The sequence below is a fragment of the Pseudomonas donghuensis genome (assembly GCF_000696345.2).
GTDB lineage: Bacteria > Pseudomonadota > Gammaproteobacteria > Pseudomonadales > Pseudomonadaceae > Aquipseudomonas > Aquipseudomonas donghuensis.
On the sequence record NZ_CP071706.1, the window covers coordinates 3234759 to 3249792 of the forward strand.

At 64.6% G+C, this 15034-nt stretch carries 13 protein-coding genes and 1 pseudogene; 13 read left to right on the forward strand and 1 reads right to left on the reverse strand.

Features of this window, described 5'->3' with window-relative positions; translation table 11 throughout:
- Nucleotide 1 precedes the first annotated feature (1 nt).
- From paaH to paaZ, 13 genes and pseudogenes are all read left to right on the forward strand, one after another.
- A complete protein-coding gene (gene paaH, locus BV82_RS15135) occupies nt 2-1519 on the forward strand; it encodes a 3-hydroxyacyl-CoA dehydrogenase PaaH (RefSeq protein WP_036997066.1) in 1518 nt (505 codons plus the stop codon).
- A complete protein-coding gene (gene paaI / locus BV82_RS15140) occupies nt 1512-1952 on the forward strand; it encodes a hydroxyphenylacetyl-CoA thioesterase PaaI (RefSeq protein ID WP_010225264.1) in 441 nt (146 codons plus the stop codon). Before paaH ends, paaI begins: the two co-directional genes overlap by 8 nt.
- Nucleotides 1949-3160, forward strand: coding sequence for a 3-oxoadipyl-CoA thiolase (pcaF, locus tag BV82_RS15145; RefSeq protein ID WP_010225262.1), 1212 nt, complete (start codon nt 1949-1951; stop codon nt 3158-3160). Before paaI ends, pcaF begins: the two co-directional genes overlap by 4 nt.
- 69 nt (nt 3161-3229) lie before the next feature.
- Nucleotides 3230-4540 carry a phenylacetate--CoA ligase PaaK gene (gene paaK, locus BV82_RS15150; RefSeq protein WP_036997064.1) on the forward strand — a complete coding sequence of 437 codons (1311 nt, stop codon included), beginning with the start codon at nt 3230-3232 and terminating at the stop codon, nt 4538-4540.
- A gap of 200 nt (nt 4541-4740) precedes the next feature.
- Nucleotides 4741-5730 (forward strand): 1,2-phenylacetyl-CoA epoxidase subunit PaaA, encoded by a 990-nt coding sequence (gene paaA, locus BV82_RS15155; RefSeq protein ID WP_010225258.1) that lies wholly within the window; start codon nt 4741-4743, stop codon nt 5728-5730.
- A 14-nt stretch (nt 5731-5744) separates the two neighbouring features.
- Nucleotides 5745-6026, forward strand: a complete 282-nt coding sequence (paaB, locus tag BV82_RS15160; protein ID WP_010225256.1) for a 1,2-phenylacetyl-CoA epoxidase subunit PaaB — start codon at nt 5745-5747, stop codon at nt 6024-6026.
- Nucleotide 6027: 1 nt separating this feature from the next.
- Entirely contained in the window at nt 6028-6783 is a 756-nt protein-coding gene (gene paaC, locus BV82_RS15165; RefSeq protein WP_010225254.1) for a 1,2-phenylacetyl-CoA epoxidase subunit PaaC, read from the forward strand.
- Complete coding sequence (gene paaD / locus BV82_RS15170) at nt 6770-7303, forward strand: 1,2-phenylacetyl-CoA epoxidase subunit PaaD (RefSeq protein WP_010225252.1); 534 nt, start codon at nt 6770-6772, stop codon at nt 7301-7303. The genes paaC and paaD overlap by 14 nt, the downstream gene beginning before the upstream one ends.
- Before the next feature lie 32 nt (nt 7304-7335).
- Entirely contained in the window at nt 7336-8412 is a 1077-nt protein-coding gene (gene paaE, locus BV82_RS15175; protein WP_036997062.1) for a 1,2-phenylacetyl-CoA epoxidase subunit PaaE, read from the forward strand.
- 77 nt (nt 8413-8489) lie between these two features.
- Nucleotides 8490-8798 (forward strand): DUF485 domain-containing protein, encoded by a 309-nt coding sequence (locus BV82_RS15180; protein ID WP_010225248.1) that lies wholly within the window; start codon nt 8490-8492, stop codon nt 8796-8798.
- Nucleotides 8795-10357, forward strand: a pseudogene (locus BV82_RS15185) (cation acetate symporter); the annotation flags it as partial. The gene BV82_RS15180 and the pseudogene BV82_RS15185, both read left to right, overlap by 4 nt.
- 36 nt (nt 10358-10393) lie before the next feature.
- A complete protein-coding gene (locus BV82_RS15190; RefSeq protein WP_036997060.1) occupies nt 10394-11635 on the forward strand; it encodes an OprD family porin in 1242 nt (413 codons plus the stop codon).
- A gap of 47 nt (nt 11636-11682) precedes the next feature.
- Nucleotides 11683-13752, forward strand: a complete 2070-nt coding sequence (paaZ, locus tag BV82_RS15195; RefSeq protein ID WP_036997058.1) for a phenylacetic acid degradation bifunctional protein PaaZ — start codon at nt 11683-11685, stop codon at nt 13750-13752.
- On the opposite strand, the gene BV82_RS15200 is transcribed toward paaZ, so the two are convergent.
- Nucleotides 13733-15031 (reverse strand): ATP-binding protein, encoded by a 1299-nt coding sequence (locus tag BV82_RS15200; protein ID WP_010225243.1) that lies wholly within the window; start codon nt 15029-15031, stop codon nt 13733-13735. The genes paaZ and BV82_RS15200 overlap by 20 nt on opposite strands.
- Between the last annotated feature and the right edge of the window lie 3 nt (nt 15032-15034).

Sequence of the window (15034 nt, forward strand, 5' to 3'; positions counted from 1 at the left end):
CATGACTGCCCTCAGTCACAACGTCATGGTCGCGGTGATCGGCGCCGGGGCCATGGGCGCCGGTATCGCCCAGGTGGCGGCCCAGGCCGGGCACCGGGTGCAGCTGTACGACAGCCGCCCCGGCGCCGCCGCCCAGGCCATTGCAGCCATAGACCAGCACCTGGGCAAACGCGTGGCCAACGGCAAGCTCGCCGCCAGCGCCCGGGCCGAATGCCTGGCTCGCCTGCGGCCCGCCGCGCAGCTGGACGAGCTGGCCGACGCGGGCCTGGTGATCGAGGCCATCGTCGAAAAGCTTGAGGTCAAACGTGAGTTGCTAGGCCAATTGGAGTCGCTGTGCCGCAGCGACTGCATCCTGGCCAGCAACACCTCGTCAATCTCGATCACGCAACTGGCTGCCGGCCTTGCGCACCCGCAACGGCTGGTGGGCATGCACTTTTTCAATCCGGCACCGGTCATGGCCCTGGTCGAAGTGGTCAGCGGGCTGGCCACCGCCAGCCAGATCGCCGAGTGCATCAAGGACACCGCCCTGGCCTGGGGCAAGCAGCCGGTGCTGGCGCGCTCCACCCCAGGCTTTATCGTCAACCGGGTCGCGCGCCCGTTCTACGCCGAAAGCCTGCGCCTGCTCCAGGAGCAAGTGAGCGATTGCGCCAGCCTCGATGCCTTGCTGCGCGAAGCTGGCGGCTTTGCCATGGGCGCCTTCGAACTGACCGACCTGATCGGCCACGACGTCAACTACGCCGTGACCTGTTCGGTATTCGACGCCTACTACCAGGACCGGCGGTTTACGCCGTCGCTGGTACAAAAGGCGCTGGTCGACGCCGGGTACCTGGGGCGCAAGAGCGGCCGGGGCTTCTATGACTATCACCAACACGCACTGCGCCCGCAACCGCTGAGCCTGGAAAGCCAGGCCGTGCCCGACACCCTGTTCGTCGAAGGCGAGCCTGGCTTGCTCGCACCCCTGCTTGAGCGCCTGGCCAGCGCAGGCCTGGTGCTCAGCCACCGCCCCGGCAACGGCCTGTTGCGCATTGGCCAGGCGACACTGGCCCTGAGCGATGGCCGCCTGGCCAGCCAGCGGGCCAGGGATGAGGGCCTGAGCAACCTGGTCCTGCTCGATCTGGCACTCGACTACGCCAGCGCCAGGCGCCTGGGCATCAGCTGGGCAGCCGACACCTCGCCCGCCGCCATCGACCAGGTGGTGGCCCTGCTCAATGCCGCCGGCATTGCGCTAACCGCTCTGCGCGACAGTCCGGCCCTGTGCGTGCTGCGCACCGTGGTCTGCCTGGCCAACGAAGGCGCCGACGCCCTGTTGCACGGGGTGGCTTCGGCCGCGGATATCGACCTGGCGATGTGCGCCGGGGTCAATTACCCCTGCGGCCCACTGGCCTGGGCCGACGCCCTGGGCATCGGCTACACGGTGCAGGTGCTGAGCAACCTGCAGGCCGCCTACGGTGAAGAACGCTACCGCCCCTCCCTGCACTTGCGTCGGCTGCTGGCCGAAGGAGCCTGCTTTCATGAATGAACGATTGGACCTCGCCAGCCGTTGCGCCCAGGCGCTGTTCGAACGCGACCCGGCCAGCCAGGGCATGGGCATGCGCCTGCTGGCCGCCGGCCCCGGCAGCGCCCGGGTCGGCATGAGCGTGCGCAAGGACATGCTCCAGGGCCATGGCACCTGCCACGGCGGCTACCTGTTTGCCCTGGCCGACTCAGCCTTTGCCTTTGCCTGCAATAGCCACAACGAAGCCACCGTCGCCCTGGGCTGCAGTATCGACTACGTCGCCCCGGCGCACCTGGACGATACCCTCACCGCCACCTGCAGCGAGCAAAGCCGCAGCGGGCGTACCGGCAACTACGCCGTACGCATCGAGAACCAGCAGGGCCAGTTGATCGCCCTGTTTCACGGCAAGTCCTACAAAGTACGCGGCACTGTGTTGCCCGAGGAGCCCCAGGCATGACCGACGCCCTGATCATTGACGCCTTGCGCACCCCGATCGGCCGCTACGCTGGCGCCCTGAGCAGCCTGCGTGCAGACGACCTCGGCGCCCTGCCCCTGCGCGCCCTGTGCCAACGCCACCCGCAGGTCGACTGGAGCGCCGTCGACGATGTGATCTATGGCTGCGCCAACCAGGCCGGCGAAGACAACCGCAACGTCGCACGCATGTCGGCGCTACTGGCCGGCCTGCCGCCCAGCGTGCCCGGCACCACCGTCAACCGCCTGTGTGGTTCGGGGCTGGATGCAATCGGTAGCGGCGCCCGCGCCATCCGCTGCGGTGAGGCCGGGCTGCTGCTGGTGGGGGGCGTCGAGTCGATGTCGCGGGCGCCGCTGGTCATGGCCAAGGCCGAACAGGCGTTTTCCCGCCAGGCTGAACTGCATGACACCACCCTGGGCTGGCGCTTCGTCAACCCGCTGATGCAACAGCAGTACGGTATCGATTCCATGCCGGAAACGGCCGAGAACGTCGCCGCGCAGTTCAACATTTCCCGGGCCGATCAGGATGCCTTTGCCCTGCGCAGCCAACAGCGCGCCGCGGCGGCCCAGGCCAGCGGACGCCTGGCCAGGGAGATCGTGCCGGTGACCATCGCCCAGCGCAAAGGGCCGGCACACGTGGTCGTGCATGATGAACACCCCCGCGCAGAAACAACCCTCGCGCAATTACAGAAACTGCCTACGCCCTTTCGGGACAACGGCACGGTGACAGCCGGTAATGCTTCAGGCCTGAATGACGGGGCTTGCGCCCTGCTGCTGGCCAGCCGCGAACAGGCCGAGCGCTTTGCTCTCAAAGCCCGCGGACGGGTGCTGGCGATGGCCACGGCCGGGGTCGAACCACGGATCATGGGCATCGGCCCGGTGCCGGCGACACGCAAGGCGTTGGCCCTCGCCGGGTTGAGCCTGGCCGACATGGAGGTGATCGAGCTCAACGAAGCGTTCGCCGCCCAGGGCCTGGCAGTACTGCGCGAGCTGGGGCTTGCCGACGACGACCCGCGGGTCAACCCCAACGGCGGCGCCATTGCCCTGGGGCATCCGCTGGGCATGAGCGGTGCCCGCCTGGTGACCACGGCGCTGCATGAACTGGAGCAACGCCAGGCGCGTTATGCCCTGTGCACCATGTGCATCGGCGTCGGCCAGGGCATTGCCTTGATTATCGAGCGCCTGGAGGACTGAAGCCGTACCCTAGCTCCACACTCAAGCCGCGTGCAGACGGCAACAAACAACAACAATTAGAGTGAAACCATGAACATGCAGATCCCCAATGCCCCCGTGCTCGACCCGCTGGAAACCGCCAGTATCGACGAACTGCGCCAGCATCAACTGCAACGCCTGCGCTGGAGCCTGAGCCATGCCTACCAGAACGTGCCCATGTACCGGCAACGTTTCGATGAGCTGGGCGTGCACCCTGATGACATCCGCTCGCTCGACGACCTGGCGCGCTTTCCCTTTACCTGTAAAGCCGACCTGCGCGACAACTACCCCTATGGCCTGTTTGCCGTACCACTGCACGATGTGGTGCGCCTGCATGCCTCAAGCGGCACTACTGGCAAGCCGACCGTGGTCGGCTATACCCAGAACGACATCAACACCTGGGCCAATGTCGTCGCCCGCTCGATTCGCGCCGCCGGCGGGCGGCGTGGCGACAAGGTCCATGTTGCCTACGGATACGGCCTGTTTACCGGCGGGCTGGGCGCGCACTATGGCGCCGAGCGCCTGGGTTGCACGGTGATCCCCATGTCCGGCGGCCAGACTGAAAAACAGGTGCAGCTGATCCGCGACTTCCAGCCCGACATCATCATGGTCACCCCCTCGTACATGCTCAACCTGGCCGACGAGATCGAACGCCAGGGCATCGACCCGCATTCGCTGGCCCTGCGCCTGGGGATTTTTGGCGCCGAACCCTGGACCCCGGAACTGCGCAGCGCCCTGGAGGCACGCCTGGGTATTGAAGCCCTGGATATTTACGGGCTGTCGGAGATCATGGGCCCCGGGGTGGCCATGGAGTGCGCCGAAAGCAAGGATGGCCCGACCGTTTGGGAGGACCACTTCTACCCCGAGATCATTGATCCGGTGAGCGGCGCGGTACTCCCCGACGGCGAGCTGGGCGAGCTGGTGTTCACCTCGCTGAGCAAGGAAGCCCTGCCGATGATCCGCTATCGCACCCGCGACCTGACTCGCCTGCTGCCAGGCACGGCGCGGCCGATGCGGCGCATCGACAAGATTACCGGCCGCAGTGACGACATGCTGATCATTCGCGGGGTGAACGTGTTCCCGACGCAGGTCGAGGAACAGCTGCTTAAAATCAAACAGTTTTCAGAAATCTACGAAATACATCTGTATCGCAAAGGAAACCTGGACAGCGTCGACGTGCATGTCGAACTGAAAAGCGAACACCAACACCTGGACCCGGCCCGGCAGCAGGACCTGTGCAGCGAGCTGAGCCGGCATATCAAGACGCATATCGGTATCAGTTCGCATGTGGTGCTGCAGCCCGCCTATTCGATCAAACGCTCGGAAGGCAAGGCCTGTCACGTCTTCGACAAGCGCAAGTAATACAGCCGCGGGTCGCCTCGCGGCCCATTGTCCGCACCTCTTCGCAGGTCACGCCCCGCGCGGCCGGGGCTTTTTCATGCCCGAATAAAGCGATACACAAGACGAACTCGATACACATTTTTATGTTTGATATTTTGCCCTGTATCACATATAACTGTCTTCAGCCTCAAAGCCCCTTTCATAAAAGGCTGGAGAACACCATGTACGCACAACTGGTAGAAACCGGCGTCAAGCGCCTCAAGAGCCTGGATGAGATGTCCGCGCAAGAGCGCGCGTTCCAGCAACGGATCGATGACGAAATCAAGATCGAAGCCAAGAACTGGATGCCCGACGCCTACCGCCAGACCCTGATCCGGCAGATCTCGCAACACGCTCACTCGGAAATCGTCGGCATGCTGCCGGAGGGCAACTGGGTAACCCGCGCCCCGACCCTCAAGCGCAAGCTGCAGCTGATGGCCAAGATCCAGGACGAAGCCGGCCACGGCCTGTACCTGTACAGCGCCATGGAAACCCTGGGCGCCGACCGCGACAGCGAAATCGCCAAGCTGCACAACGGCAAGGCCAAGTACTCGAGCATCTTCAACTACCCGACCCTGAGCTGGGCTGACATGGGCGTGGTGGGCTGGCTGGTGGACGGCGCCGCCATCGTCAACCAGGTGGTGCTGCAGCGCACCAGCTACGGCCCTTACTCGCGGGCGATGATTCGCATCTGCAAGGAAGAGAGCTTCCACCAGCGCCAGGGCTACGAAATGCTCCTGACCATGATGCGCCACGGTACCCAGGTACAGAAGGACATGGTCCAGGACGCCATCAACCGGCTCTGGTGGCCGGCGCTGATGATGTTCGGCCCCAGCGACGAGCACTCGCCCAACAGCGCCCAGTCCATGGCCTGGAAGATCAAGCGCCAGAGCAACGACGAACTGCGCCAGCGCTTCATCGACCAAACCATCCCGCAGCTCGAACTGCTCGGCTGCAGCGTCCCGGATCCGGCCCTGAAGTGGAACGCCGAGCGCGGCCATTACGACTTCGGCGAAATCCAGTGGGACGAGTTCTACGAAGTGCTCAAGGGCAACGGCCCGTGCAACCAGGAACGCGTCGCCACCCGACGCCAGGCCATCGAGGATGGCGCCTGGGTCCGCGCCGCCGCCGTCGCCCATGCCCGCAAAAAACACAACAAGATCGCCGCCTGACCGGAGAGCCCGCCATGTCCGAATGGACCCTGTTTGAAGTATTCGTGCGCAGCAAGCACGGCCTGAACCACAAGCATGTCGGTAGCGTCCACGCCGCCGACGCCACCATGGCGATCGAGAACGCCCGCGAGTTGTACACCCGCCGCAACGAAGGGGTCAGCCTGTGGGTGGTGCCCTCGGCGCTGATCATTGCTTCCTCGCCCGACGAGAAAGAGCCGCTATTCGATCCGTCGCAGGACAAGGTCTACCGCCACGCCAGCTTCTATGAGCTGCCGGCCGAAGTGGGGCATATGTAAGATGACCCAGGACCTGATCCCCTACCTGTTGCGCCTGGGCGACAGTGCCATGATCCAGGGCCAGCGCCTGTGTGAATGGTGTGGCCATGCGCCGGCGCTGGAAGAAGAACTGGCGCTGATGAACGTCGGCCTCGACCTGGTCGGCCAGGCCCGCAACTGGCTGGACTACGCGGCCGAAATGAGCAACGACGGCCGCGACGCCGATCATCTGGTGTTTCGTCGCGATCAGCGCGACTACCGCAACCTGCTGCTGGTCGAGCAGCCCAATGGCGATTTCGCCGTGACCATGCTCAAGCAGTTTCTCTACGACGCCTGGCACTTCCAGGTGCTTGAGCAACTGAGCCAGTCGCTCGACCCGCGCATCCAGGGCATAGCCGCCAAGGCGTTGAAAGAGGTCACCTACCATTTGCGCCGCTCGGGCGAGTGGATCGAACGCCTGGGCGATGGCACCGAAGAAAGCCACCAGCGCATGCTGGCAGCCATCCCTCAGGTGTGGCGCTTTACCGTTGAGCTGGTCAACAGCGACGCGCTCGAACAACGCCTGTTCGAGGCCGGCATCATCGGTGATCCGCAGGCCATCGCCGCCGCCTGGCAGCAGCAGGTGGCCAGCACGTTCGCCAGCGCCACCCTGCCCGTCCCGGCCGCCGCCAGCCCCTTCTACCTGGACAGCCGCCGCGGCATTCACAGCGAACACCTGGGCCTGTTGCTGGCCGAAATGCAGTTCCTGCCACGAGCCTACCCCGATGCAACCTGGTGAACTGATTGCCAGCGATGGCGGCGCCCGGGCGGCGCGCGGCGACGACCTGAGCCGGGCCTGGGCGGTACTGGCCCAGGTCATGGACCCGGAAGTGCCGGTGGTCAGCGTGGTGGAGCTTGGGATCGTTCGCGAGCTGAGCTGGCAAACCGGCCACCTGCAGGTGGTGGTCACCCCAACCTACTCCGGCTGCCCGGCCACCGAGGTGATCGAGCAGGACATCTGCCAGGCCCTGGAGGACGCAGGCTTTGTCACGCCACGGCTCAAGCGCCAATTGCACCCGGCCTGGACCACCGACTGGATCAGCGCCAGCGGCCGGGAGCGCCTGCAGGCCTACGGCATCGCGGCGCCCCAGGGCAGTGCCAGCAAACGCAGCCTGCTGGGTGACAGCCCGCTGATCAGTTGCCCGCAATGCGGCAGCAGCCATACCGAATTGCTCAGCCAGTTCGGCTCGACCGCCTGCAAGGCGTTGTATCGCTGCTGCGACTGCCGTGAACCTTTCGACTATTTCAAATGCATCTGAGCGCACATTGCTGCGCCTGATGGAGAACGACCATGAGCCAGTTCCATAGCCTGACCGTCAAGCAAGTGCGCAATGAAACCCGCGATGCGGTGTCGATCCTGTTCGACGTACCGGATGACCTGCGCGAACAGTTTCACTTCGTCCAGGGCCAGTACCTGGTCATGCGCACCCACCTGGACAACGAAGAAGTACGCCGCTCCTATTCGATTTGCACCGGGGTCAACGATGGCGAGTTGCGGGTGGCGGTCAAACGCGTCGCCGGCGGACGCTTCTCGGCCTTTGCCAACGATGTGCTGGCGGCGGGCGACGCACTCGAGGTCATGCCGCCGGCCGGCAGCTTCAATGTCCAGCTCGACCCCGCGCGCCAGGGCAACTACCTGGCCGTGGCGGCCGGCAGCGGTATCACGCCGATCCTGTCGATCATCAAGACCACCCTGGAGCACGAACCGCATAGCCGCTTCACCCTGCTCTACGGCAACCGCGCCAGCACCTCGGCACTGTTTCGCGAGCAGCTTGAAGACCTGAAGAACCGCTACCTGCAACGCCTGAACCTGATCTTCGTGTTCAGCCGCGAGCAACAGGACATCGATCTGTACAACGGTCGTATCGATGCCGACAAATGCAACCTGTTGTTCAGCCGCTGGCTGGATGCGCCGCGCCTGGATGCCGCGTTCATCTGCGGGCCGCAGAGCATGACCGAGATGGTGCGCGACAGCCTCAAGGCCAATGGTCTGGCAGCTGAACGGATTCATTTCGAGTTGTTCGCTGCCGCTGGCAATGAGCAACGCCGCCAGCAGCGCGAAGCGGCACGGGTCGAGAACCCACAGAGCAGCCAGATCACCGTGATCAGCGACGGCCGCGCGCTGGCCTTCGACCTGCCGCGCAACACCCTGAGCGTGCTGGATGCCGGCAATGCCATCGGCGCCGAGCTGCCCTACTCGTGCAAGGCCGGGGTGTGCTCGACCTGCAAGTGCAAGGTCATCGAAGGCGAAGTGGAAATGGACAGCAACCACGCCCTTGAAGACTACGAAGTGGCCGCCGGCTATGTGCTGTCGTGCCAGAGCTATCCACTCAGCGCCAAGGTGGTGCTGGACTTCGACCAACTCTAAGCCCAAGGAGCAGAAGACGACTTTCCCTGTGGTACCTCGCGTGTCCTGACAACAACCAAAATAACAAGAGTACGGCCATGACCCCCAACGACATCGAAAGCATCAGCCAGCACCCTGACTTCCAGCAACTGGTCAAACGAAAACGGCGTCTGAACGGGGTCCTGACCCTGATCATGCTGTGCATCTATTACGGCTTCGTCCTGCTGGTGGCGTTCTCCCCCGAGACCCTTGGCCAGTCATTGAGCGGTGGGGTCACCACGGTCGGCATGCTGGTCGGGGTGCTGATCGTGCTGGCCTCGTTTGCCCTTACCGGGATCTACGTGCATCGCGCCAACAATGTGCTCGACCCCTTGAACGACAAGGTCAAGCGGGAGTGTGCACAATGAACTGGACCGCGATCGCAATGTTCCTGCTGTTTGTACTGTTCACCCTTGGCATTACCCGCTGGGCGGCACTGCGCACCCGTTCGGCGAGTGACTTCTATACCGCCGGTGGTGGCTTGAGCGGTTTTCAGAATGGCCTGGCCATTGCCGGCGACATGATCAGCGCCGCCTCCTTCCTCGGCATCTCGGCGATGATGTTCCTCAATGGCTACGATGGCCTGCTGTATGCCCTGGGGGTGCTGGCCGGCTGGCCGATCATCCTGTTCCTGATTGCCGAGCGCCTGCGCAACCTGGGTAAATACACCTTCGCCGACGTGGTGTCCTACCGCCTGGCGCAGACGCCGGTGCGCCTGACCTCGGCCTTCGGCACCCTGACCGTGGCGCTGATGTACCTGGTGGCGCAGATGGTCGGTGCCGGCAAGCTGATCGAACTGCTGTTCGGCATCAGCTATTTCAATGCGGTGCTGCTGGTCGGTGTGCTGATGGTCTTCTATGTGACCTTCGGCGGCATGCTGGCGACCACCTGGGTGCAGATCATCAAGGCCGTCCTGCTGCTCTCGGGCACCAGCTTCATGGCCTTCATGGTGCTCAAGCATTTCGGCTTCAGCACCGAGGCGATGTTTGCCGGCGCGGCGGCGGTGCACGCCAAAGGCACGGCGATCATGGCCCCCGGTGGCTTGCTGTCCAACCCGATAGACGCCATATCCCTGGGCCTGGGGATGATGTTCGGCACGGCGGGGCTGCCGCATATCCTCATGCGTTTCTTTACCGTCAGTGACGCCAAGGAAGCGCGCAAGAGCGTGTTCTATGCCACTGGTTTTATTGGCTACTTCTACCTGTTGCTGATCGTGGTCGGCTTTGGCGCCATTGTCATGGTCGGCACCGAGCCGGCCTACCGCGATGCCAGCGGCGCAATCATCGGCGGCGGCAACATGATCGCGGTGCACCTGGCCCAGGCGGTGGGCGGCAACCTGTTCCTCGGTTTCATTTCGGCGGTGGCCTTCGCCACGATCCTGGCCGTGGTCGCCGGCCTGGCGCTGTCCGGCGCCTCGGCGGTGTCCCATGACCTGTATGCCTGCGTGATCCGCAAGGGCCAGGCCAGCGAGAAGGAAGAGATGCGCGTCTCGCGCCTTGCCACCTTAGGGATTGGCGTGCTGGCGATCATTCTCGGCCTGATGTTCGAGTCGCAAAATATTGCCTTCCTCTCCGGACTGGTGCTGGCCATCGCCGCCTCGGTCAACTTCCCGGTGCTGTTCCTGTCGATGTTCTGGAAAGGCCTGACCACGCGCGGCGCGGTGGTCGGCAGCATGAGCGGGTTGATCTCGGCGATCGTCCTGCTGGTGCTCAGCCCGGCGGTGTGGGTCAACGTCCTGCATCACCAGCAGGCGCTGTTCCCCTACAGCAACCCGGCGTTGTTCTCGATGAGCCTGGCCTTCTTCGGCGCCTGGCTGTTTTCGGTCACCGACACCTCGGCGCGGGCCACCGAGGAACGTGGCCGTTATCTCGCGCAGTTCATTCGATCCATGACCGGGATCGGCGCCGCCGGCGCCAGCAAGCACTGACACCAACAACAAAAACGATTGTCGGGTATAAAAATAATGAACCACATTCGCCTCAAGCCAGCCTCGCTGCTGGCCAGCCTTGCCCTGCCCATGGTCGCCGCACCGGCCATGGCGGACTTTTTCGCTGACAGCCACGCCAAGCTCGAGCTGCGCAACCATTACTTGAACCGCGATTTTCGTCAGGACAACGCGCCCCAGGCCAAGGCCGAAGAATGGGGCCAGGGCTTCACGGCTAAACTGGAGTCGGGCTTTACCGAGGGGGCCGTGGGCCTTGGCGTCGACGCCATGGGCCAACTGGGGATCAAGCTCGACTCCAGTCGCGACCGCCGTGGCACTGGCCTGTTGCCCTACGGGCGCAACAGCCTGGAGCCGGCCGACGACTACAGCGAACTGGGCCTGACCGCCAAGCTGCGCGCCTCGAAAAGCGTGTTGCGCCTGGGCACCCTGCAGCCGTTGTTGCCGGTGGTGGTGTACAACGATACCCGCCTGCTGGCCTCAAGCTTTCAGGGCGGCTTGCTCAGCAGCCAGGAAATCGACGGCCTGACGGTCAATGCCGGGCGCCTGACCAAGGCCAACCTGCGCGACTCTTCAAGCCGCGACGATATCGGCTATGGCGCGGCCAGCAGCGACGGCTTCGATTTTGCCGGCGGCAGTTATGCCTTCAACCCGCAACTGAGCCTGAGCTACTACTACGGCAAGCTTGAGCACATCTACCGCCAGCAGTTTGTCGGCCTGGTGCATACCCTGCCATTGGCCGAGGGCCTGAACCTGCGCAGCGACCTGCGTTACTTCGACAGCCGCGGCGATGGCGCCGAACGTGGCGGACAAATCGACAACCGCAACTTCAACGCCAGCTTCGCCCTCGGCGTGCGCGCCCACAAGTTCACCGCCAACCTGCAACAGATGTCTGGCGACAGCGCCTTTCCGTTTCTCAACGGTGGCGACCCCTACACCGTCAACCTGGTCACCTACAACACCTACACCCGCGCGGGGCTGGACTCCTGGCAACTGCGCTACGACTACGACTTCGCCGCGCTCGGCGTACCGGGCCTGAGCTTCATGACCCGCTATACCGACGGCCGTCACGCCAAGGCCGGGGCCATCGACAACGGTCGTGAGCGCGAGCGCGATACCGATATCACCTACGTGATCCAGAGCGGCCCGCTGAAAAACGTCAGCCTGCGCTGGCGCAATGTCATGTTTCGCTCGGGCAACGGCCTGACCACGGCGCTGGACGAGAACCGCCTGATCATCGGCTACACCCTGGCGCTGTGGTAAGCGCCAAGCCCGTGTGCAATCGATTACCTGAAACCGGAGGACACCCGATGTCTGCTGCCCCTACCTTGCAAAGCTTCATTGCCGGCCGATGGATCGGCCAGCACGGCGCCACGCCGCTGCGCAGTGCCCTGGACGGCCATATCATCGGTTACAGCCACGAGGAGCGCCCGGACTTTGCCGAGGCCATCGAGCATGCCCGCGCTCAGGGCCTGCAGGCCCTCATGGCCATGGACTTCCAACAACGCGCCGCCCGCCTCAAGGCCCTGGCCTTGTACCTGAGCGAACGCAAGGAGCAGCTCTACGCCCTCTCCCACCACAGCGGTGCCACCCGTGCCGACAGCTGGATCGACATCGAAGGCGGCAACGCCACGCTGTTCGCCTACGCCGGCATCGGCGCGCGGGAGCTGCCCTCGGGCAATATTTTTCACGAAGGCCCGGCCATCCCCCTGGGCAAACAGGGCTCGTTCGTCGGCAGCCATATTCTGGTCCCGCGAGCGGGCCTCGCGGTGCATATCAACGCGTTCAACTTCCCGATCTGGGGCATGCTGGAGAAATTCACCCCGACCTTCCTGGCCGGCATGCCCTGCATCATCAAACCCGCCACCGCCACCAGCTACCTGACCGAAGCGGTGGTGCGCCTGATGGCGCAATCCGGCCTGCTGCCGGCCGGTAGCCTGCAACTGGTGATTGGCAGCACCGGCGACCTGCTCGACCGCCTGCAAGGCCAGGACCTGGTGACTTTTACCGGCTCAGCCGACACCGCGGCAAAACTGCGCGTGACCCCGAACCTGATCCGTCACTCGGTCCCCTTCAGCGCCGAAGCCGACTCGCTCAACTGCGCGATCCTCGGCCCGGACGTCAAGCCGGGCGATCCGGCGTTCGAGCTGTACATCAAGGAAGTGGTCCGCGAAATGACCACCAAGGCCGGGCAAAAGTGCACCGCGATCCGCCGCGCCATCGTCCCGGCCCGGCACATCGACGCCGTCGCCAGCGCCCTGCGTGAGCGCCTGAGCCAGGTGGTGGTGGGCGATCCGTCGATCGAGGGCGTACGCATGGGCGCCCTGGCCTCCCATGAGCAGCAACGCGATGTCGGTGAACGCCTGCACAGCCTGCTGCAAAGCTGCGAGCAGCTGTTCGGTGCCAGCGATGGTTTCGCCCCGCGTGGCGAAGGGGTCAGCGAAGGGGCGTTCTTTGCCCCGACCCTGCTCCAGGCCCGCGACCCGCATGCCGAAGGCGGCGCCCATGACATCGAGGCCTTCGGCCCGGTCAGCACTTTGATGGCCTATGACGACCTCGACGAAGCCCTGGCCTTGGCCGCACGGGGCAAAGGCAGCCTGGTCGCCAGCCTGGTGACCTGCGACCGCCAGGTGGCGGCCAAGGTCATCCCGGTAGCAGCCGCCTGGCACGGCCGGCTGCTGATCCTCGACCCGCAGGCGGCGCCGGAGTCCACCGGCCATGGTTCGCCGCTGCCGCAACTCAAGCACGGTGGCCCGGGGCGTGCCGGTGGCGGTGAAGAGCTCGGCGGCCTACGTGCGGTCAAGCACTACCTGCAACGGGCGGCGATCCAGGGTTCGCCGAGCATGCTCACGGCGGTCACTGGCGAGTACGTGCGCGGCGCCGAGGTGATTGAAACCGAGGCGCATCCGTTTCGCCGTTACTTCCAGGACCTGCGCATCGGCGAGTCGCTGCTGACCCACCGACGTACCGTCACCGAAGCCGACCTGGTGAACTTCGGCTGCCTGTCGGGCGATCACTTCTACATGCATTTCGACGAAATCGCCGCCAGGGACTCGCAGTTCGGCAAGCGCATCGCTCACGGCTACTTCGTGCTGTCTGCCGCGGCCGGGCTGTTTGTCAGTGCCGCTCCCGGTCCGGTACTGGCCAACTACGGCCTGGATACCCTGCGCTTCATCAACCCGGTGGGCATTGGCGACACCATCCAGGCCCGGTTGACCTGCAAGCGCAAGATCGACCAGGGCAAGAGCAGCCCGCAAGGCATCCCGCAAGGGGTGGTGGCCTGGGATGTGGAGGTGACCAACCAGTTGGGAGAGCTGGTGGCCAGTTATGACATTTTGACCTTGGTGGTCAAACGTGAGGTCAGCCCCGTGGCAACCTGATCTTGAACTGCGCCCCACCGAGCGCTGACTGGCCGACAGTCAGCGTGCCACCCTGGCCCTCAATGGCCCGGCGGCTGATCGCCAGGCCCAGGCCAAAGCCGCCAGTGGTCCGGTCGCGACTGCGGTCCAGGCGGTAGAACGGCTGGAAGATCAGCTCACGCTGATCAGGCGGGATGCCGATGCCGTCATCCTCCACGGTCAGCAGGCAATGGCCCTGCGGGTCCAGGCTCAGGCGCAGGAGGATCTGCCCGTCGCAATAGCGCATGGCGTTGCGCACCAGGTTCTGCAAGGCGCGGGCGGTCAGCCGTGGGTCGAGGATGAAGCGCGGCAGTTTGTCGTCGGCGCGCACCTGCCATTCGATGCCGCGGCCATCGAGCTCCTCGGCAAAGCTGCCAAGAATACTGTCGACCAGCTCCAGCAACGACACCTCGACCCGCTCGCGCGCCTGGTCGGCGTTCTGCAGGCGGCTATAGGACAGCAGCTCGAGCACCAGCTCATCCAGCTCGCGGACATGGCCGACCAGTTCCAGCAGGCGCTTGCGGCAGTTCGGCGGCACTTCGTCGAACAGCAATACCAGGCCAAAATCCAGGCGCGTCAGCGGCGTGCGCAGTTCATGGGACACGGCGTTGAGCAGTTCGCGTTGCTGGGTCAGCAGGCGCTCGACGTCCTGGGCCATGGTGTCGAACACCTGGGCCAGTTCGCCGATGTTCGAGCGCGGCGGAATATGGGTGCGCTGCGACAACTCGCCCTGGCCGAGGCGCCGTGCGGTTTCCTTGAGGCGCTCAAGGTCGCGCCAGTGCGGCCATACCCAGAACAGCAGGCAACCGAGCAAGGCGGCGCCAATCAGTACGGTCACCACCCAGGACAGCAGGCTGATGTCCATCGGGTCGGGCGGGTTGCTCAGTTCCACCAGCCAGGTGTCGTCCAGCGGCGCCAGGGCGGTTTCGTAGTAGCCCCAGTCGCCCAGGCGCACCACGTTCTGCCCGGCGTTGAGGCGATCGCGTTCTTCATGGCTCAGGCCGATCTGGTCCTGGCGGCGCAGTTCAATCTCAAGGGGCGCGAAATCCGCCGCCAGCTCCCTGGCCTTGGCCGGCCACTCGCTGGCCGGCACCTGCTCGAACTGCTTGACGATCAGGCGCTGCACGCCCCGCGCCTGATCAAGGTTGTAGGCGATGAAGCGCTGATGAAAGGCGCCGACGATGGCGTCGGGAATCAGGAAGATCGCCCCGGCATAGGCCACGATGGTGATCAGGTACAGACGGATGAGGATCTTCAGCATGAG

Coding starts and splice junctions, on each gene's coding strand:
- BV82_RS15180 (WP_010225248.1), top strand. CDS start 8,490: ATGACCCCCAACGACATCGAAAGCATCAGCCAGCACCCTGACTTCCAG.
- paaB (WP_010225256.1), top strand. CDS start 5,745: ATGTCCGAATGGACCCTGTTTGAAGTATTCGTGCGCAGCAAGCACGGC.
- BV82_RS15200 (WP_010225243.1), bottom strand. CDS start 15,031: ATGCTGAAGATCCTCATCCGTCTGTACCTGATCACCATCGTGGCCTAT.
- pcaF (WP_010225262.1), top strand. CDS start 1,949: ATGACCGACGCCCTGATCATTGACGCCTTGCGCACCCCGATCGGCCGC.
- paaK (WP_036997064.1), top strand. CDS start 3,230: ATGAACATGCAGATCCCCAATGCCCCCGTGCTCGACCCGCTGGAAACC.
- paaD (WP_010225252.1), top strand. CDS start 6,770: ATGCAACCTGGTGAACTGATTGCCAGCGATGGCGGCGCCCGGGCGGCG.
- paaH (WP_036997066.1), top strand. CDS start 2: ATGACTGCCCTCAGTCACAACGTCATGGTCGCGGTGATCGGCGCCGGG.
- paaI (WP_010225264.1), top strand. CDS start 1,512: ATGAATGAACGATTGGACCTCGCCAGCCGTTGCGCCCAGGCGCTGTTC.
- paaA (WP_010225258.1), top strand. CDS start 4,741: ATGTACGCACAACTGGTAGAAACCGGCGTCAAGCGCCTCAAGAGCCTG.
- paaC (WP_010225254.1), top strand. CDS start 6,028: ATGACCCAGGACCTGATCCCCTACCTGTTGCGCCTGGGCGACAGTGCC.
- BV82_RS15190 (WP_036997060.1), top strand. CDS start 10,394: ATGAACCACATTCGCCTCAAGCCAGCCTCGCTGCTGGCCAGCCTTGCC.
- paaZ (WP_036997058.1), top strand. CDS start 11,683: ATGTCTGCTGCCCCTACCTTGCAAAGCTTCATTGCCGGCCGATGGATC.
- paaE (WP_036997062.1), top strand. CDS start 7,336: ATGAGCCAGTTCCATAGCCTGACCGTCAAGCAAGTGCGCAATGAAACC.